Here is a 20220-nt window from a genome sequence, read left to right on the forward strand (position 1 = left end):
TCGGTACGCCATCGCTTGTTTCAATCTTTGCTAGCCGTGCAGCTAGCTTGTCGGCAGGGACCTTGGCTGTGCATACAGCGAAAGCGGACGCATATCGGTCCAAGTCCCGCGAATGAACTCAAGGCAGGTTTCCTTCGTACCAGCTTGGCTGGCCGCCTTGGTCCATCCAGATGGCAACGCCTTGTTCATCGGCCAGATCGAAAACTGCCCCTCTTCGCTGACAACCACTTCGTACATCACTTCTGACTGACTCGAACTGGTGGACATACATGTCTCCTCTGCAGATGCAATCGCCTGGCTAAACGATTGATGTATAACTACATGGACAAGGTCACTGGAACGGACAGTGGGCGCGGACCGTTCAAAGGACCTGGCACTTTATTGATTCAACGTTGGTCCGCACTCGGTAAATCACCCACAGACCCGCAGCCAGACCGCGAAGCCGCTGCTGAAAAGAACGATGACGACCGGCGACGGGACGACATGATGCGTGTGGTTGCGTGTGAAAGGCTTGACTCGCACTCGATGCCACCCGCGCGGTCTGGATGCGAGAAGAGTCCCCTCTGATCGCCTGAGCAGCGATCTATCCGGCCACGGGACGTCGGTACGGGTGCGCCCGAGGCACCATTCATCATTGCGTGTGCGCCCGGAAACGCCTCGACCATCCACGCCTGCACTGCGGGACAACGTGGCAGCCTCCGCCGAAAGCGGGCGGCTGCACGAGCGATAGACGTCACCTCGTGATTAATGAGCGTATCCATTGCTTGTCCCTATTCACAACGCTGCTTCGACCGAAGCCTGCATCACCCAGATGCATTGCTGTTTACTTCCAAGCGTGACCAGTCAAGATGATCCTATGTAACCGGCTACTCAACTTATCATAGTGCGGTGCAATCTGTGGGAACTGTGACAACACACTAACGATCAGCCTTATCCGGAAGCGAAAGAAAACACTGCATCAATCGCAAGCATCAGCGATTTCAGAATGGAATTTTCGAAATGAAGCACGGAATGCATCGAATCTCATCCATGGCAAATTCATAGCTACACGCTGTAGCCGCACAGTTTAAATCGATGAAATTAGCGAACGCGAAGATCCACGCGCCGCATAAAAATACGATGCATGGCCAAATGAAAATTCGCCATGAAACTCTATCAAGAGGATATTGATGAGCCGATTCACCGTCGCCCGGGACGCCAGCGACACTCAAGGCGGCCCGCTCCGAACCGCCGCGAGGCCATGGCCGATCGATTGGATTTCGCACAACACGTCTGAGCACGCTGCGACGTGGGATAGCTCAGGATGCGCAGCCGCTTAATGGACAAACATGACCGCGATACCCAGCACCCGTGCGTCTAGTGCCAGCGAGATCGATATCCGGTCGTCGTCCACCGGCAAGTCCAATATACGCAAATAAGCCGGCGAGCCGAGCACGGGTTCACTCTCATCCAATTGGACATCGATGGAACACAGGTCATCGCTCAAGCCCATGCCGGTTGCCTTCAGCACGGCTTCCTTCCGCGTCCAGCAGCGCTTAAACAAGGCTAGGCGCCGGGCGGCAGTCGCCTGGTCGATGATGCAACGTTCGGCCGGATGCGTAGTCATAGCTAGCAGGTCAAGATAGTTCCGCAGGTGCTGGAAGGTTTCCACATCGATGCCGACCAGTATCCTGTGACTGACGACGCAGGCAATCCAGTCATCCGAATGGGACAAGTTGAAGGCCGCGCAGCCAGGCAGGAATGGCTTGCCATTGCGACCGAACGAGAACACACAGGGCGCCGAAGCATTGGGCGGGCGAACGAGGTGATGCACCAGTGTGCGCCCCAGTATGAAATTGTTACGATCACGGCTGCGCCTGTAGCGCGCGGCGCGCTGGCAGTCTTCATCAGCAAGCAGACCTTCATCCGCCAGCGCATCGGCCTCACGCAGTACCACGGCGAATGCATGACCTTGGTCCAGCGCCTTTGCGCAGGCCTCTCGCGCTTGCTGCCACAGCGTGGGGCACGCGGCATTCACCGTGGTCGATATTTCAAATATCGCGCTGGCTGCCTGAGCGTCGTCAGGTTCACTCATTGCCGATTTCCGACGTCCCCCGCTTTGAGTAGCTGAATGGCTTAGAGTCGGGGGTCACCTGCCCCTCCCCCCCCTCCCCGATTCCTGGGCCATCAATGGGTACAGATTCCGACTTTCTTTGGCGCCCGTGAATTCGTTTGGGACCCTTATTCTCAGACGAATTCGTCAGGTGTTTTCTATGCCAGCGAAGTATGAGGTCGCTCCTCGTTATATAAAAATGCCACCACGCCTTGATTTTGCTTCGTGCATCGGTCAGTGACAAGAACCAATGCTCGCTGGGTAGCGTTCCCGCAAACGACATGGCCCCGGCTACAGGCTGTTGGCCAGCGTCAGGTTGTATGCGTGGTTGGCGTCGCCTTAGATCGCCTGCACCAGCGACGCCAGGGTGTCGACCGCCTGCACCGTATAGTCCTGACTACACAGCACGCTGTCGCTGAAACCGCTGGAGGTATTCGCCGGATTGATGTTGCCGAGGTTGTTCAAACCTACCAGGCGCTGCTCTTCGGCATAAGCGTATTGGTGGGCGGATGTATCCAGGCTGTCCTTGACCAGGATCTGGCCATTGGCGGCGCATGCAATCGCGCGGGTCTGCGCGGCGTTGCTTCATTTTTGGTTTTCGCTAGTGGCATCGCTACCAGCGCATTTGCGATGCCATTCTGCGTGGCGAGCTAGCCTTTCAGGAGATAGCCAACTACTAAAAGCTCCGGTGCGAACTGGAAGCAAGGGCGCCGTCATTTGCACTGCCAGCCGCCTCCGCTGACCTGACTCGCGCCGAACTTCAGCAAGATCAGCCTGTGTAGCTCGATGTCCGCCTGCAAGGCATCACACGATAAGTACGAGTAGCGTTGACACACCGAACTAAAATTCTTCAGTTAGTTTAAATAATTACGAGGATGCTACGGCTCCTTTCCTTGGCGCCGATCGTAAACAAAGGCCGCCCCAAAGGGCGGCTTTCGCCTTTTCTGGGTTCAGCAAAGGCGTCCATATCGTACTCGCGACCTTGTGAATACATCACGCCGCCGGCGGCCCCTTGAGCTCGATCATGTTGCCCTGCGGGTCGTACAGGTAGATCGATGGGCCTTCGCCCTGTGCGCCGTAGCGCGAACCGAGCTCGCCGATGCGCACGTCATGTGCCTTCAGATGTGCAAGGATGGCTGCCTCGTCGTAATCCTCCACGCGCAGGCATAAATGGTCCATGTTGTGGCCCTCGCCGCCTGGCGCAGCACCGCCGTGGCGACCTAGCTTGCCGCCGACGCTGACCAGATCGATCAACGAACTACCGGCAAGCAGCTGTACCAGGCCAATCTCGTCCTGCCTGCGCTCCTCGCGGCAACCCAGCACGTCGCAATAGAAGCGCTGCATGACATCCGTATCGATGGCGCGCAACACCACGTGGTCAATCTCTGCGATACGGATCATCGTGCGCTCCCGGGGCTGCAGGATGGGTTAATAAGCATAAACCGTATGGCTTCGGCTGATCGTCACTTGCCTGTGACGCCTGTATAATCAGTGGGGTAAACGCTTGGTGGGAGAAGCGGATGGCCCTTCATCGGGCACAACCGCTGCCGAAGACGCAACGCCCGTAATCGCTCAGGCCCCACACCATCACGCGTAAACACTCTGGAGAGAGCGGTTGAATCCGCCGCCGAAGGTGCACGAAGCGCATCCGCGTTTCCAAACTCTCAGGCAAAAGGACAGAGGGGCGCCCCACGTGCGGCACGCACGTCCGGCCTTTATCGGCCATTTCCGGACGCCCGTCATGAGCCAGACCAACACGCCTTCCCTGCGCGACCTCGAGCACCATCACGCCTTCATCGAGCGCCACATCGGCCCCAACGATGCGGAGATCGCTCAGATGCTGCATGTCATCGGCCACGATTCTCTGGAATCGATGACCGACGCGATCGTGCCAGGCAAGATCAAGTCGCCCGCTCCGCTGGCACTGCCGAAAGCGATCACCGAGGTCGAGGCACTGGCCAAGATCCGCACCATCGCGGACAAGAACCAGGTACTGAAGAGTTTCATCGGCCAGGGCTATTACGGCACCCATACGCCGAACGTCATCCTGCGCAACATCCTGGAAAACCCGGCCTGGTACACGGCGTACACGCCGTATCAGGCGGAGATCTCGCAGGGTCGCATGGAGGCGCTGATCAATTTCCAGACGATGTGCGCCGACCTCACCGGCATGGAGATCGCCAACGCCTCGCTGCTGGACGAAGCCACCGCCGCCGCCGAGGCGATGACGCTGGCCAAGCGCTCGTGCAAGTCCAAGAGCAACACGTTCTTCGTGTCGAACGGTGTGCATCCGCAGACGCTGGAGGTGATCCGCACCCGCGCCGAACCGCTGGGCATCGAACTGGTGATCGGCAACGACGTCGATGCACTGAACACCGATGCCTTCGGCGTGATGCTGCAGTACCCGAATACCTTTGGCACCATCAACGACTACGAGGCAATCGCCGCTGCTGTACATGCGCGTGGCGGCCTGGTCGCGGTCGCCACCGATCTGCTCGCGCTGACCCTGATTGTGGCACCGGGCGAATGGGGTGCTGACATTGTGGTCGGCAACTCGCAGCGTTTCGGCGTGCCGTTCGGCAACGGTGGCCCGCACGCCGCCTTCATGGCCTGCCGCGATGCGTACAAGCGTTCGATGCCAGGTCGCCTGATCGGCGTCTCGGTGGATGCGGAGGGCAAGCACGCCTACCGCCTCACGTTGCAGACCCGCGAGCAGCACATCCGCCGTGAGAAGGCCACCTCCAACATCTGTACCGCACAGGTATTGCTGGCGGTGATGGCCAGCATGTATGCCGTCTACCACGGCCCGGAAGGCCTAACCCGCATTGCGCGTCGCACGCATCGCCTCGCCTCGATCCTGGCCGCGTCGTTGCGTCAGGCTGGCCACGTCGTTGGTCCGGATTTCTTCGATACGCTGCATGTGTTGAACGTCGACGCCGATGCCCTGCTCGCCAAGGCCGAGGCCGCCGGCATCAACCTGCGCCAGATCCATGGCGAGAGTGTCGGCATCAGCCTTGACGAAACCACCACGCGTGCCGAAGTGAGTGCCCTCGCCGCCTTGTTCGGCGCGTGCATTGACGACATCGACGAACTGGATGCCGCGACGCCGGACGCACTGCCGGCCGCTCTCGTGCGCAAGAGCGCTTTCCTGCAGCATCCGGTGTTCAACACGCATCACAGCGAGCACGAACTGCTGCGCTATATGCGCGCGCTGGCCGACAAGGATCTGGCGATGGATCGCACCATGATCCCGCTGGGCAGCTGCACCATGAAGCTCAACGCCACCGCCGAGATGATCCCGGTGACCTGGCCCGAGTTCGGCAACATTCATCCGCTGGCGCCGGTGTCGCAGACGCAGGGTTATAAGGAACTGATCGACGGCCTGGAAGCGATGCTGGTCGAGTGCACTGGTTACGACGCGGTCAGCCTGCAGCCGAACTCCGGCGCGCAGGGCGAATACGCCGGCCTGCTGGCGATCCGCGCGTATCACCGCTCGCGCAATGAAGATCACCGCGACATCTGCCTGATCCCCGAATCCGCCCACGGCACCAATCCGGCCTCCGCGCAGATGTGCGGCATGACGGTGGTGGTGACCAAGTGCGACGCCAACGGCAACGTCGACGTAGAAGACATCCGTCGCGCCGCCGAGAAGTACAGCGATCGTCTCGCCGCGCTGATGATCACCTACCCGTCCACGCACGGCGTGTTCGAGGAAGACATCGTCGCTATCTGCGAGATCGTGCATGCGCATGGTGGTCAGGTCTACACAGACGGCGCCAACATGAACGCGCTGGTCGGCGTGGCCAAGCCCGGCAAGTGGGGCTCGGACGTGTCGCATCTGAACCTGCACAAGACCTTCTGCATTCCGCACGGCGGCGGTGGCCCGGGCGTCGGTCCGTGTGCGGTGAAGTCGCATCTCGCGCCGTTCCTGCCACGCACGCTCGGCGGCGAAGGCACGGTCGGCATGGTCAGTGCAGCCAGTTATGGTTCGGCCTCGATCCTGCCGATCAGCTGGATGTACGTCACCCTGATGGGCCAGCAAGGCCTGCGCAAGGCCACCCAGGTCGCCCTGCTCAACGCCAACTACATTGCCAAGCGGCTGGCACCGCACTACCCCACCCTGTACACCGGTCGTAACGGTCTGGTCGCACACGAGTGCATCCTCGACCTGCGCCCGCTCAAGGATGCCACCGGCATCGGTGCCGAGGACGTCGCGAAGCGCCTGATCGACTTCGGCTTCCACGCGCCGACCTTGAGCTTCCCGGTCGCCGGCACGCTGATGGTCGAGCCGACCGAGAGCGAGTCGCAGCACGAACTGGATCGCTTCATCGACGCGATGATCCAGATCCGCGACGAGATCCGCGCGATCGAGGAAGGCAAGCTCGACCGCGAGGATAACCCGCTGAAGAACGCCCCGCACACCGCCACCATGGTCAGCGGCACCGAGTGGACCCACGCCTACCCGCGTGAACTGGCCGCCTTCCCGCTGCCCAGCCTGAAGCTGCAGAAGTACTGGTCGCCAGTTGCGCGCGTCGACAACGTCTACGGCGACAAGAACATCATGTGTGCATGCATCCCGGTGGATGCGTATAAGGAAGAAGTGGAGGCGTAAGGCAGCCTTTCCACTAATGCAGACAGCAAGAGGCCCCGCATTGCGGGGCCTCTTGCTTCAGAACGTGACAACCTCTTGTTACTTGAAATCGTTCACCAGAGCCGCCTCAACCTTTTTCAGGTCCAGCATCACGATCATCGGGTCGAACGTGGACTCGATGAAACCGTGGTGTAGATAAAAAGCCTTGGCGGATGTGTCGATGGCGTGGCACAGCATCAAGCATGCACCTATCTCGCTCGAAGCCCGCAGCGCACGCAACACCGCATCCTGCAGCAGGTCAGCGCCAAATCCCTGCCCGCGCCATGCGCTGTCGACCGCCAGTCGACCCAGCACGATGGCGGGAATCGGGGCCGGCATGTTTCGCCGCAATCGGCCCGGTGCCTGCGCACGCTCGATGCTGCCAGCCGCCAGTACGTAGTAACCGATGACGCGCTGGCCCTCGCAGACGACGAAACACCGCGATCCACGATCTTCCTCATTGTCGCGTGCGCGACGACGCAACCAGTCGGCAAGCTCTGGATGGGTCGAAGCGAAATCGTCGACTTCATGTCCCGGCTTCAACGGGGCAGGTGCAAAAATCGCCACGCCTCAGCGCGACCAGCGCGGCTGCCGCGCCATCAGTCGGCGTAATGCATCCGGAGTGGGCAGCGGAGCGTCGAGCGCCTGCTCGAAACGTTTCAACTGCGTGTCTGACAGGGCGAAGCGAGTGCGATCGGCCAACACGGCCTCGGCGCGCTGCAGGATCGCATCCAGCACGAATGCCGTGCGTGTGGTGCCGGTGGCCTCCGCCGCGCGCTCGATCAATACCTTCTGCGCCGGCGTGGCGCGCAGGTTGATGGTCTTTTCGCGGATGGCGGTGGGCGCGGTCATGGCTTAACTCCAATGTGCGCACATTGTATGTACATGATGATACGCAATACAAGTCGCATTACGCAGATTCGAATCCTGCCCACGCTACCAGATGGCGAGCCAATCGCAGTCGCGCGCACCTACAACGACCGGAAACCAGGAGCCTCCGCTTTGCGTGGGTCACCAGATTATCCATCCGGCATCAACGACAGAGTTCGACCTCGCGAGTGGATGGTGACGATGCTTCCAACGGGATATGGCTCGACTCCAGCTCGTGCAGGTCGAAATCCTTTACCGAAACCGGTTCGTAGTTCACGTTGAACGCCACCTCGCCATAGCGCCAGCCGGCACGGCGGCGGAATGCACCCCAGAAACGGCGCAGCGTGACCAGTTGCTGGGCGACGATGCCGCGCTGGTTGTCGGCATCCACCATCGGATCACCAACGCCAGTGGGATGCGCCGGTTCGCCAAACAGCGCGGTGCCGAACAAGATGTCCCACAGCGGGAAGATGAAGGCGTAGTTGCAGGCGTGCAGCTGCGGCCGATCCGGATCCACCCGCATGTGGTGCAGTCGGTGATAGCGCGGATCGACCAGCACCTTCTCCAGCACCGATCCGAAGCGCAGCCGCACATTGGTGTGCCCGAGGTTCTGCAGCAGCTCGCCGGACAGCACCAGCAACGCGAAGTCGGTCGGCGAGACGCCGATCAGCAAGGACACCCCGGCCACGATCAGTGCTTCCAGCAGGTCATCCAGGTAATGGTCGCGATCGTTCGACCAGCAGCTGAGCTGGCGCTGGCTGTGATGCAGGCTGTGCAGTGCCCACCACCACGGAATGCCGTGCTGCAGGCGGTGGATCAGGTAGTAGACCAGGTCGTAGATCGCGTAATAAACCAGGAACAGCAGCACCTGATGATGGCCTAGCCAGGGCACCATGCCCTGCACGCTGACCAAGCCGGCCGCATCGTCGTCACTACCGCCGCCGAACAGCGGCGTCAGCACCAGATAGGTGAACAGCGGCAGCACTCCAAACAACTTGATCAGCGTATAGCTGCGGTCGATCACGGTGATCTGGCGATCGGGCCAGTGCTCCGCCGGCCACAGGCTTTCCAGCGGGCGGAACACGAAGGCAATGATCGCCACCTGCACCGCCGTGAGCAGGAAATACTGCGCGATCTCGCGCGGCTGGAGGACATAGGCGGCGAGGTGCAGCGCAGCGAGGGTCGGCACGATCACATGGCCAGCCAGCCAGCTCACCGCCGCGGTCCAGAAATCGTAAAAGACGTGCATGGCCGGAACGGGGGGTATGGGCGAACGCCGGCAGGCTAAGCCCGAAATCGTTCGTCAATCTTTCTTTCGCAGCACCGTTTTCAGCCTGGGTTTAGGTTCATCCGCCGCTGCCGTTCACCCCAGGAAACACCGTCGTACAAGTGGCCGCACTGCCACCGCTTCACAAAGTCCGCGAGGCCGTCACTCGCTGCCTGCAACGATACCGCTTCCGCCTTGCTGCGCGCGGATTCCAGATCACGCGTGCGCCCAATCCGCGCCAGGGTCCAAAGAAAAAGCACCGGTGAACGGGGCTCTTTCTGGCCTTGTGAAACACAACTTTCCGAGTTTCGGCCTGTTACTAACCACCAGACTTTATAGGAGCCGGCGCATTGACTGGCTGCAGCGCACCCACGCTCACATGGCCGCTCCAGCCATCGAACACGCCCGCCGCCTGTTTGTCGATCGCGTTGACCACCGTCTGCATCGATGGGCACTGCATTGGGTCGATCTGCGGATCACTGGCATTCACCAGACCTTCCATGCAGTAGCTCCTCCCACCGGCGTTCAAGCGGACGAGTGTGGCCATGCTATCCGTATAGCGCTTCTCGGCGCGTACCGCTGCGGTCGCATCGGCATAGGTCCGGCGCATCGTGGCCAGTAGTTTTTCGGCAGCCTGCCGTTCGGCCGCGGTAGCACTGGCATACGCTGATTTATAGGCCACGGCGTAAACCGATTGCGGTCGCTCCGAGGCCAGTGCCAGCCACGCGACCGCCAGGGGGCGATTCACAGGTTGATGATCGCCATCGAGCGCCATGATGCCGAGCACATACTGCGCCGGCTTGCTGGCCCAGCCGGCTGCTTCCGTGAAGAATTTCTGCGCATAGGCGTAGTGCTGCTGGCCATAAGTCTGCGTGGCGAGACAATAAAAGTAGTCGCCCGGCAGGAAACGTTCCTCGCCGATCGCACACTTGGTGGCGGCAAGGTCGGCATCGCTAGGCGCCGAATCCGTGGTTTTAGGCACCGATGTACCATCGGTAGCCGCTCTCACCATCATGGGTGTCGCGATCGCACCCACCAGCAGCGCCGAAAGCAACAGACGCCGCCCGGACTTCAAGTAAAACCCGTTCATGGCATGTCTCCCTTGGTCGATTCGATGGGCCAGATCATCCAGCCCCCATATTAACGCCGACACCCCGTACCGGGATGACAGCTTGATGAGGTCTTGTGAGCCGAATCCGGCGTATCGACACTCGCCAAGGAATCGCCGGAGTGCATGATGCCAAGCACCATGCGCTCCGGCGAAGGTTTACGACTTGGTCCAGGGTGTACCACCTGCATAGTCACTGCTGAGCGTGGTATTGAGCTGGGTCAGGATGGCTGCCGTGGTGGTGATCAGCCCGAGCTCCCGGTTCTCCGTCAGCGAGGCCGAGGAGAAATTCTCCGAGCCCACAAAGGCCTTCGCGGTCGAGGTGCCATAGTCGGCCACAATCACCTTGGCGTGGATATACAGCCCGGTGGCGGTATCCGGATAGGTGCTGATTTTCACACCGGCTTTCGTGAGGGCATCGAATTCACTCTCGTAGTCATTGTCGTCGTTGGTCATGCAGACCGTCACCTTGACGCCACGCTTGGCCGCACTTTCCAGTGCATCGACGATGGTGCTGTAGCTCATCTCCTCGTTCTCGATCAGCAGGCTGTCCTTCGCCCCGTTGATCAGGTTGACCAGATCGGTCTTGGACACTGTCGGACTCCACACCAAGTCGTCACCGACCGGCGGTGTGATGGTCTGTGACTTGAAATCGGCGTTGAACGTGCTTTCGATCGCAGCGACATCGCTGGGATCGTTCTCGATCACCGCGAAGTCCCGGGTGGTGCTGTAGTAGCGGCTGGTCAGGTTGAGCGTCATCACCGCACTGGTGGTGTCGTCGATGGTGATGGTCTTCTGATGCGTGGCCGCGTATTTGGTCCATGCCCAGACCACACTCACGCCACAGCCTTTCAGTTGGGTGTAGGCCGCCTGGTTGTTGCTCATTTCGAGGTTCTGATCAAGGATCACGCGCACGGCGATGCCGTTTTCAGCGGCCGTGCAAAGCAGGCCCGAAGCCTGCGTATCGACCAGCTCATACATGGTCATGTCGATAGTGGACTTGGCCGACTGGATCAAGTTGTAGATGGAAGTCATGCCCTGGTCCGGTTCGACGACCAGGGTCTGGGTGACGGTGGTGCTGGCTTGGCTGGTTTCATCGGCGAAAGCCTGTGCAGCGACGCCAAAGCTGCCGACGCTGAATACGGCGGCGAAAAGTGCAGCCTTGACTGCAACGGATAATCCGCAACGATCTTTCATGTTTAAGTCCTTTTGATTGGATAAGAGTTGAGACGCGTGTCCATGCGGTTCGTAGTCACCGCCCTCCCTAGGCGGATGCCGGCTGTCCAACCGATCCAGTGCTCCCCTGCAGCAGGCGCGTAACGCCACAGCCGTGTGCGATTGGAGCTTGGCGATGTGACGCTGCTCTTTCCGTTAATCAGTGCATGTTCCTGCGTTCAGAATCCGTACATGCTGGAAACGTCGCCTGGCAATCACAAGTGTTAGCTTTTGCGCATGATCTCGCGCTACGTGCTGCTCGTTATCTTGTTGATACCGCTGGCGGCAGCGGCAGGCGACGCGCCTGTCGCCACCGGCTTGCAACGCGACGTGGTGTTTACTGATTACTCGCCGCTATCACGCAGCGCCGAACTGATACGACGACTACTGAGTCCGCTGAATGCGCTACGCGTAAACCAGATGTCGACACAGCCAGGACACGCCATACGCGAGCAACCGCTCGACCTCGCGCATGAAAAGTTTGTCGTCTATGTGCCCGCCGCTGCGCCGCCGCATGGTTATGCCCTGCTGGTATTCGTACCGCCATGGGAAGAGGCTACCGTGCCGCCGACATGGCTATCGACGCTGGATCGTCACGGCATGATCTATGTCAGCGCCGCGAATTCCGGCAACGATGCCGACGTACTCGACCGCCGTGTGCCGCTGGCTTTGCTCGCGGCGCAGAACATCATCAAGCGTTATCCCATCGACCCGCAGCGCATCTATATCGGTGGCTTTTCCGGCGGTTCGCGCGTGGCCGAGCGCATCGCGCTGGGCTATCCGGATCTGTTTCACGGCGCGCTGCTTATGGCCGGCAGCGACCCGATCGGCAAAGCACAACTCACGCTCCCACCATCGGCGTTGTTCCAGCAGTTTCAGGACACCACGCGGCTGGTTTACCTCACCGGCCAGCAGGACGATGCCCATCTCGACATGGACAGGCAAAGCCAGCAGTCGATGCGCGACTGGTGCGTTTTCCATGTAGCTACCGTGGGGGCGCCCTGGTCAGGCCATGAGGTGGTCACACCAGCGCCGCTGAATCACGCACTGGACGTGCTGGACAAGCCTGTTCAGCCCGATCCGGCCATGCCGGCTGATTGCCGCGCACACATCGACCAGGCACTCACCGCCCAGCTGCAACAGGCGGAAAGCCTACTGGCCAGCGGCAAGCCCGATGCCGCACACACCTTGCTGAACAAGATCGACGCACGCTACGGCGGCCTGGCAGCACCGCGCAGCCTCGATCTGGCGAAAAAAATTGATGCGCCGCACTAATCGCACGCTGTAACGCATCCGCTTCTGTCACGAATTTGTCGCGCCTCTCGTCTAGCTTCGGCCAGATCAACCGACGGGAGTTGCCGATGTCATCCGATGCCGTTGCCACAGCCATTGCGAGCCCGGGCAAAAGCTCCGGCCGCCTGTTCGCGATCATTTTCGGGCTGATCCTGCTGATCGGTGGCAGCTACGCCGCCGTTCACCTCATGCAGGATCTGGCCGTCGTCAAATCCGGTACGGCAGCGCCGTATATCCTGCTCGGCGTGGCCTTGCTGATCGCGCTCGGCTTCGAATTCGTCAACGGCTTCCACGACACCGCCAATGCGGTGGCCACGGTGATCTATACGCATTCGATGCAGCCCAACCTGGCGGTGATCTGGTCGGGCGCATTCAACTTCCTCGGCGTGCTGACTTCGTCGGGCGCGGTCGCCTTCACCATCGTCGCATTGCTGCCGGTGGAGCTGATCCTGCAGGTGGGCAGCCAAGCGGGTTTCGCGATGGTGTTCGCGCTGTTGATCGCGGCGATCCTGTGGAACCTGGGCACCTGGTATTTCGGGCTGCCGAATTCGTCCTCGCATACCCTGATCGGCTCGATCATTGGCGTGGGCCTGGCGAACCAGCTGATGTCCACCGCCAGCGGCACCAGCGGCGTGAACTGGGATGCCGCGATGGGCGTGTTCAAGGGCCTGGTCTTTTCGCCGATCGCCGGCTTCCTGCTGGCCGGTTTGCTGATGGTGATACTGAAGGCGGTAGTGAAGATCCCTGCCCTGTACCGCGCACCGGAAGGCAACAAGCCGCCACCGTGGCCGATCCGCGCGCTGCTGGTGCTGACCTGCACTGGCGTGAGCTTCAGCCATGGCTCCAACGACGGCCAGAAAGGCATGGGCCTGATCATGCTGATCCTGATCGGCACCGTGCCGACCGCTTATGCATTGAACGGCGCCGTGACCGGTAGCCAGGTGAAAACCTTCCACCAGGTATCGGCCGATGCGCAGCAGGTGCTGGTCAGCCTCGGCAACGGCGTGAGCGTCACCGTCGATCCGCGCAAGACCGTCACCGCCGCCGTGCAGCAGCAGACATTCCTGCCCGGCACGGCGCCCGCGCTGGCCGCGCTGATGGCGTCGATCGACAAGCAGCTCGGTGATCGCACCTCGCTCAAGGCCGTGCCGCAGGATCAGATGGGCAACGTGCGCAACGATATCTACCTCGCCGATGCCGCGATCCCGCTGGTACTGAAGCAGCCCGGCCTCACCTCGCAGCAGACCGCCACGCTCACCTCGTGGCGCGGCCTCGGCACGCAGGCGACGCAGTTCATTCCGCCGTGGGTGAAGGTCGCGGTGGCGCTGGCCCTCGGCCTGGGCACGATGGTCGGCTGGAAGCGCATCGTGGTCACCGTCGGCGAGCGCATCGGCAAGGAACATCTGACCTACGCGCAGGGCGCCTCGGCCGAACTGGTGGCGATGGTGCTGATCCAGGCCGCCGACATGTATCACCTGCCCGTCAGCACCACCCACGTACTCACCTCCGGCGTCGCCGGCACCATGGCCGCGAATGGCTCCGGCCTGCAATGGAACACCGTGCGCAGCCTGTTGATGGCATGGGTACTGACCTTGCCCGCCTCGATCCTGCTGGCGGGCTCGTTGTTCGTGGTGTTCCGGCACATCTTCTGAAAGATGGTGTGACGAGGCAGGCCGGCATTCGGTTTTCTTACGGAACAGTCGACGGGGCATTCACTTCGTCGGGCGCACCTTCGGGCGAGCACAAAGCGCGTCATCCCCTCCCCGGAGCAAGACCATGGCGAAAAACAAGCCCAGCCCGTCGTCCCCGAAATCCACCCATGCCAAGGCCGGCGACAGCCGCGGCACAGGCGACGAGCTGCACCAGCGCGCCGGCGGCGAGCACCCGCCGCTGACCACCAACCAGGGCCTGCCGCTGTCGGACAACCAGAACTCGTTGCGCGCCACGCCGCGCGGGCCGACGTTGCTGGAGGACTTCATCCTCCGCGAGAAGATCACCCACTTCGACCACGAGCGCATCCCCGAGCGCATCGTGCATGCGCGTGGTTCGGCAGCACACGGTTACTTCGAGCTGACCAAATCGCTGAACAAGTACACCACCGCGAAGATCCTCACCGAGACCGGCGTGCAGACGCCGCTGTTCACACGCTTCTCCACCGTGGCCGGCGGCGCCGGGTCGATCGACACACCGCGCGACGTACGCGGCTTCGCGGTGAAGTTCTATACCAAGGAAGGCAACTGGGATCTGGTTGGCAACAACATCCCGGTGTTCTTCATCCAGGATGCGATGAAATTCCCGGACCTCGTCCACGCGGTGAAGATGGAACCGGATCGCGGCTTCCCGCAGGCCGGTTCGGCGCACGACACGTTCTGGGATTTCATCTCGCTGACGCCCGAAGCGATGCACATGATCATGTGGGCGATGTCCGATCGGGCCATTCCGCGCTCGCTGCGCATGATGGAAGGTTTCGGCATTCACAGCTTCCGGCTGGTCAATGCCGATGGCGCGTCCACCTTCGTGAAGTTCCACTGGCGCCCGAAGCTCGGCCTGCAATCCACCGTATGGGATGAAGCGGTGAAACTCAGCGGCGCCGATCCGGACTTTCATCGCCGCGACCTGTTCGAGGCGATCCAGGCGGGCGACTACCCGAAATGGGATCTGGCCGTGCAGCTGTTCACGCAGAAAGAGGCCGACACATTCCCGTTCGACCACCTCGATCCCACCAAGCTCATTCCTGAGGAACTGGTGCCCCTCACCGTGATCGGCCGCATGGTGCTGGACCGCTGGCCCGATAATTTCTTCGCCGAAACCGAGCAGGTCGCGTTCTGCCCGTCGCATATCGTGCCCGGCATCGACTTCTCCAACGACCCGCTGCTGCAGGGCCGGCTGTTCTCCTATCTCGACACGCAGCTCTCGCGGCTGGGTTCGCCCAACTTCCACCAGCTACCGATCAACGCGCCCAAGTGCCCGTACGCCAACCAGCAGCGCGATGGCCACATGCAGATGCAGGTGCCCAAGGGCCGCGTGAATTACGAACCGAGCTCGCTCGACCCGACCTCGGCGCGCGAAACCGCCGCCGGATTCCATAGCGCCGCCGTACCCAACGAGGATGGCGCCAAAGGCCGCATCCGCGCCGAAAGCTTCGCCGATCACTACAGCCAGGCGCGGCAGTTTTATCGCAGTCAGACCAAACACGAGCAGGCGCATATCGCCTCGTCCATCGTGTTCGAGAATTCCAAGGTGGGAATCCCGCACGTGCGTGAAGCCATCGTCGGCCACCTGCGCAACATCGACGAAGATCTGGCCCAGCGTGTGGCCAACGGCCTGGGCATGGCCAAGCTGCCGCCTGCCGCACCCACCGCGGTCAAGGCCAAGGACATGCCCAACTCCCCTGCACTGCAGATCATCGGCAAGATGAAAGACACGCTGGAGGGTCGCAGCGTCGGCATCCTGATCCACGACGGCTCCGACGCCGGCACCATCAAGTCGCTGTGCAAGGCGGTAGAAACGGCCGGTGCCAGCGCCAAGCTGGTGGCCATCCGCCTGGGCAACATCAAGCTCAGCGATGGCAAATCCATCGACGCCGACGGTCAGTTGCTGGGCACGCCGTCGCTGGTATTCGATGCCATCGCCATCGTGCTGTCCGACGAAGCCGGCAAGCAGCTGGCCAAGGAAGCCGCCGCCGTCGACTTCGCCGGCCAGGCCTACGCCCACCTCAAGGCCATCGCCGCCGATGCCGGCGCACAAGCTGTGCTGAAAGCCGGTGGCGTTGCCAAAGATGCGGGCGTAGTCGGTGCTGCCGACACCAAGGCCTTCATCAAAGCGGCCAAGACGCGGCAATGGGATCGCGAGGCGAAGCTGCGCACGCTGGCGTAATCGCGGCAGGATGATCGAGACAAAGAGGCCCGCAATGCGGGCATCTTTGTCATGGTGGCCTGGACATCAAACTCTGGCCGAATCCGTATCCTCGACAGCAACCACGATGCAGAGAACTACGCCTCCGGCTCAGGCGCCGGCTTCATCTTTTCCAGCACGTCTTCCAGATCGGTGATCGCCGTTTCCAGCGCCTCATGCAGCTGCCCCTGGCGATCCATCAGGTCGGCAATCTTGTCGGCCAGCTTCAGCTTGGACAACTCACCGTCGAACAGCAGCCACTCCGCCGTCAGCGTTTCCACGTTGTTCTTCGAGTAGTGCCGCATCTCCTTGAGCTGCGCCACCGTATCGCCGATATGGTCGGCGGGGGTCTTGGCATGTTCGTCGGACATATGCGGTTCCTCTTGGCGAAATGTCGCCGTCGTTCGAATCCTAACGTCAAGGATGCGAAGTCGAGGTCAATGTGATGATGGCGTGGGTGGTGACCCTGCCTGTTTTCATACTGCTGGCAGAGCCGTTGTTCATGGTGCTCCGGCACATCCTCTGACCGGCATATCCTCTGAAAGGAGGAATTTCAAAGCCGGATTACCCTTTTACTCGTGCGAAATTTCTACGTAACCGATCAATTCAGAAGAGTAGCTACCGTCGCCATTCGCAGCACCTTTATGTTTTAGCTCACGCTGCAGAGTCGGCTCGACCACGCGAGCAAATAGCTCAATGCGCTCTTCCAGCGAGAACACCGCGTTCGATGGGCCCATCTGCATATAGTGATCACAGTGTCGTTCGATATTTGGCACCCGTGTGCCATCCGGTTTCACGGCAATGGGCTGTACGACTACGCGACGATCTCCTTTCCCGGTCGACATTTCAACGATCCACAGCGAGAGCAGCACTGACTCTTGCAGGTCACCTGTTACGACAAGACCGATATCTTCGGGTGGCAAGCTACGCCAGCGCCCGAGCTCTTCTTGCACGAGTGGATGATCGAGGCCGAGCAGATCGACCTTGTCATCGCTGGTAGCTGTGTCCCGATTCAAGGTGAACCGTGCTTGCAGACTGCTATCAGCAAACAGCAGGTCGTAGGTTTGGTCATCAATCTTTACCAGCCGTTGCCCGCGATCTGCAACGGCAGTCGTTAGGAACGTCACTAGACGCGCCATGCTCGATGAAACATCAGAGAACGGCTGATAATCGTCGAGAGTGAAACCGTCGAGGTCTTGAAAGAGGTCAAATACCACATGACGGGCTTCACGTGAGTTCGAGAGAGCAGCTTCCAGCTCCACCTGCGTGCGTTTCAATTCCGGGTCCGACAAGGCCTCCTGATATAGGCGATCGTAATTAAGGCGCTCTGACAGTTGACCGAGAATCTGCGCGCGCAAATCTTCAGCGACATTGCCATGCTCGTCTACCTTGCCCACAGCGCGTGCAATTTCGGTCAGCTTCTCATCCAGTAGTAAAAAAATCCTACCTTCTATGGTGTCGGACAGGATGAGGTTGTAAACCTGCGCTGTATGGTGTTGCCCATAGCGATGAATGCGGCCAATGCGCTGCTCCACGTCCATGGGATTCCACGGCAAGTCGAAATTGAACAGGACACGCGCGAACTGCAGGTTGATGCCTTCGCGACCTGCTGCCGTGCACACCAAGACACGCGCCTTCTGACGAAAACGACGCTCGGCGGCGACCTTAGCTCCGTGATCGCCACCCCGCAGCACCGCCACGCCTTGCCCCGGATAGGTTTGCTCGATCTCGCGGGCAATCAACTCCACCGTACCCAAATAAGTGGCGAATATCACAACCTTCTCGTCCGGATTTTGCCGCCACAATGCCCCCAGACCATCGAGTAGTTTCTGCATCTTGGTCTCGCGCTGTTGCGGAAAGACCTTGAGCAAGTCTCCGATGCGAAGGCGCTCCTCCGGAAGATGCAGCTCTACTACCGCAGATGCGGCCTCTTCTGCATGAGCAGCAGAAAACTCGCTGGCATACGGATCGGCGATCATTTCCAACGCCTCCTGATCCAGCTTCTTGACCAGCCGATACTTGAGATCGGCCAAGACGCGATCCACTTCGCTGCGACCGATGGCATCGCGCGAAAATCCGTATTCAAGATGGATCAGCTCGCGCGCTTCATCAGTTAGACGTTCACGACCTTCAATGTCTAACTCTTTGTCGCGCAGATGCGCCTCATGCAGGGTCAGCATCAGAAGACGGCGCTTCAAAGTGCGTCGAACCGCAGCGAAGCTAGATGCGGCAATCTTCTGGAAGACCACCATCAAGAAACCCAAAGCTCGTCCCTGTCCACCAGAACGACGTGCCAGGTCGAAGCCATCTTCCAGATATTCACGCAGCTTTTCGTAGAACAATCGTTCCTGCGCGTTCATTACGAACGACTCGGTATGCACTCCACGTCGTGCGAACAACGGCGAACCATCCGGTTGGCAGGCGTCTGCCTTGGTACGACGAAACATCACCGTATTCAAACGATGGCGGTTGGCCACCATATCTTCCGGACTTCCAAATAACGTCGGATTGAGCAGCTGGGCCAACATCCAAAACTGGAAGTGGCTACCCTGATGTGGTGTGGCTGATAGCAATAACAGGTCGCGGGAGTGATCCTTCAGCGCTTCGGCCAGCTTGTAATTTTCAGTCTTGCGAATCTTTCCGCCGTTGCGATGCGCAGTGAGGTGATGGGCCTCATCGAATACCACCAGGTCCCACGACGGTGCTTCTAGAAGACGCTTGATGCGAGCTGGCCGCTTGAGTGTGTCGATGCTGGCGATCAAACGGTCGTGCTTCGCAAAAGCATTTGTCTTGCGATCGGTGATGTCACCCTCAGAACCGAATATCTCAAAGCCGAGGTTAAACACATCGTTCAACTCACGATGCCAGTTATTCACGAGTCCAGCTGGCACCACCATCAAGGCACGCTGCAGCTCACCGCGGCTGGCCAGTTCGCGCAGGATCAGCGCAGTCTCGATAGTCTTTCCCAACCCCACCTCATCAGCAATTAGGTAGCGGCGCGGCGATGCCGTAGCAATGCGATGCGTCAGCACCACTTGGTGCGGCAGCAGGTCGATGCGCGCCGACGTAAGCGCCGAAGCGCTCTCCAGCAAGGGTAAGGCATGAGCTTCATAAGCCAGCCAAGCCTTGCGAGAACGCTCAGCGCCGCCGACCGCTGAGCGCAGGATACGCTCGGTGCGCGAATGTTCGCGGCGAATGGATGAAAGCGGCACACGCCGCTCGCCCACGCCAAAAAATGCACGCAGATAGCCATCGTGTGGCGCATCCAGCACCACGCCCTGCCCGAGCTCCGGATGAGTGATGCGCTCACCGGGAGTCAGCTCAAACTGTGCCGACATCAAATTTCCTCAGGTAATGCGCAGATGAAAAAGACCGGCCGCTTTAGAACCTTCTCGCAGCACGATCTCCTGCGGGTATTCACGGGCTTCGCCCCACAACACACGCCCAAAATCGATTTGTTCGTGGCTATGCGGCGCAGCGCAACGCCAACCGACTGCATCAGTGGCGGAATTGATTGTGATGCGACCGGCGCCCGATGGCAGCCAGAACACCAATGCCGCAGCCCCCTCATAGGCAGATTGGAAAGATAGCAGTGCATCCTTCATGGTCGAACCCAGCCATTCCTCAGCCTGCGCTGGTGAAAGAAGGTCAAGGCATCCCTCTAAACCACCGACCACCAGCGTATTGCCGCTATTGCTAGGCAACTCATCCGGCCAATCCTCGGCAGCGATCAGGAACTCGCGCAAACTCCATGCTTCGCTGGCCATGGCTACCTTGCCCAGCGCCTCCCCATCCCATAGCCAACTAACGCCGCGGCGCTGCCAAACTGAATCCTGCAATTGCCTCATCGC

General features: G+C 60.4%; 16 protein-coding genes and 1 riboswitch. Of the genes, 4 read left to right on the forward strand and 12 right to left on the reverse strand.

Annotated elements, in window-relative coordinates; all coding sequences use genetic code 11:
- Nucleotides 1–42: 42 nt before the first annotated feature.
- From GSQ75_RS12300 to GSQ75_RS12310, 4 genes are all read right to left on the reverse strand, one after another.
- The gene (locus GSQ75_RS12300; protein ID WP_158755178.1) at nt 43–267 is read right to left on the reverse strand and encodes an MbtH family NRPS accessory protein; all 225 of its coding nucleotides are present in this window, start codon (nt 265–267) and stop codon (nt 43–45) included.
- 1048 nt (nt 268–1315) lie between these two features.
- A complete protein-coding gene (locus tag GSQ75_RS12305) occupies nt 1316–2074 on the reverse strand; it encodes a 4'-phosphopantetheinyl transferase superfamily protein (RefSeq protein WP_158755179.1) in 759 nt (252 codons plus the stop codon).
- 357 nt (nt 2075–2431) lie between these two features.
- On the reverse strand, nt 2432–2557 hold the full coding sequence (locus GSQ75_RS19295; RefSeq protein WP_256369804.1) for a hypothetical protein: 126 nt from the start codon (nt 2555–2557) through the stop codon (nt 2432–2434).
- 528 nt (nt 2558–3085) lie between these two features.
- A complete protein-coding gene (locus tag GSQ75_RS12310; RefSeq protein WP_158755180.1) occupies nt 3086–3493 on the reverse strand; it encodes a VOC family protein in 408 nt (135 codons plus the stop codon).
- A gap of 191 nt (nt 3494–3684) precedes the next feature.
- A riboswitch (glycine riboswitch) is annotated at nt 3685–3782 on the forward strand.
- Nucleotides 3783–3833: 51 nt separating this feature from the next.
- Between GSQ75_RS12310 and gcvP the strand changes: the two genes are divergently transcribed.
- Nucleotides 3834–6704 (forward strand): aminomethyl-transferring glycine dehydrogenase, encoded by a 2871-nt coding sequence (gene gcvP / locus GSQ75_RS12315; protein WP_158755181.1) that lies wholly within the window; start codon nt 3834–3836, stop codon nt 6702–6704.
- 78 nt (nt 6705–6782) lie between these two features.
- On the opposite strand, the gene GSQ75_RS12320 is transcribed toward gcvP, so the two are convergent.
- The 5 genes from GSQ75_RS12320 to GSQ75_RS12340 all read right to left on the reverse strand — a co-directional run bounded on the left by GSQ75_RS12320 (nt 6783) and on the right by GSQ75_RS12340 (nt 11164).
- Nucleotides 6783–7289 carry a GNAT family N-acetyltransferase gene (locus tag GSQ75_RS12320; protein ID WP_158755182.1) on the reverse strand — a complete coding sequence of 169 codons (507 nt, stop codon included), beginning with the start codon at nt 7287–7289 and terminating at the stop codon, nt 6783–6785.
- Nucleotides 7290–7292: 3 nt separating this feature from the next.
- Complete coding sequence (locus GSQ75_RS12325) at nt 7293–7574, reverse strand: DUF1778 domain-containing protein (RefSeq protein WP_158755183.1); 282 nt, start codon at nt 7572–7574, stop codon at nt 7293–7295.
- A gap of 181 nt (nt 7575–7755) precedes the next feature.
- Entirely contained in the window at nt 7756–8841 is a 1086-nt protein-coding gene (locus tag GSQ75_RS12330) for a sterol desaturase family protein (RefSeq protein ID WP_158755184.1), read from the reverse strand.
- A gap of 337 nt (nt 8842–9178) precedes the next feature.
- Nucleotides 9179–9949, reverse strand: a complete 771-nt coding sequence (locus GSQ75_RS12335) for a hypothetical protein (RefSeq protein WP_158755185.1) — start codon at nt 9947–9949, stop codon at nt 9179–9181.
- A 177-nt stretch (nt 9950–10126) separates the two neighbouring features.
- Nucleotides 10127–11164, reverse strand: a complete 1038-nt coding sequence (locus GSQ75_RS12340) for a phospholipase D-like domain-containing protein (RefSeq protein ID WP_158755186.1) — start codon at nt 11162–11164, stop codon at nt 10127–10129.
- Nucleotides 11165–11419: 255 nt separating this feature from the next.
- Between GSQ75_RS12340 and GSQ75_RS12345 the strand changes: the two genes are divergently transcribed.
- The 3 genes from GSQ75_RS12345 to GSQ75_RS12355 all read left to right on the forward strand — a co-directional run bounded on the left by GSQ75_RS12345 (nt 11420) and on the right by GSQ75_RS12355 (nt 16351).
- Complete coding sequence (locus GSQ75_RS12345; RefSeq protein ID WP_158755187.1) at nt 11420–12457, forward strand: hypothetical protein; 1038 nt, start codon at nt 11420–11422, stop codon at nt 12455–12457.
- Between the two features lie 86 nt (nt 12458–12543).
- Complete coding sequence (locus tag GSQ75_RS12350; protein WP_158755188.1) at nt 12544–14127, forward strand: inorganic phosphate transporter; 1584 nt, start codon at nt 12544–12546, stop codon at nt 14125–14127.
- 124 nt (nt 14128–14251) lie between these two features.
- On the forward strand, nt 14252–16351 hold the full coding sequence (locus GSQ75_RS12355) for a catalase (RefSeq protein ID WP_158755189.1): 2100 nt from the start codon (nt 14252–14254) through the stop codon (nt 16349–16351).
- 116 nt (nt 16352–16467) lie between these two features.
- On the opposite strand, the gene GSQ75_RS12360 is transcribed toward GSQ75_RS12355, so the two are convergent.
- The 3 genes from GSQ75_RS12360 to GSQ75_RS12370 form a co-directional block, all read right to left on the reverse strand.
- Nucleotides 16468–16740 (reverse strand): hypothetical protein, encoded by a 273-nt coding sequence (locus GSQ75_RS12360; protein ID WP_158755190.1) that lies wholly within the window; start codon nt 16738–16740, stop codon nt 16468–16470.
- A 201-nt stretch (nt 16741–16941) separates the two neighbouring features.
- The gene (locus tag GSQ75_RS12365; protein ID WP_158755191.1) at nt 16942–19707 is read right to left on the reverse strand and encodes an SNF2-related protein; all 2766 of its coding nucleotides are present in this window, start codon (nt 19705–19707) and stop codon (nt 16942–16944) included.
- 9 nt (nt 19708–19716) lie between these two features.
- A complete protein-coding gene (locus GSQ75_RS12370; RefSeq protein ID WP_158755192.1) occupies nt 19717–20217 on the reverse strand; it encodes a hypothetical protein in 501 nt (166 codons plus the stop codon).
- Between the last annotated feature and the right edge of the window lie 3 nt (nt 20218–20220).

The sequence above is a fragment of the Dyella sp. S184 genome (assembly GCF_009766065.1).
GTDB lineage: Bacteria > Pseudomonadota > Gammaproteobacteria > Xanthomonadales > Rhodanobacteraceae > Rhodanobacter.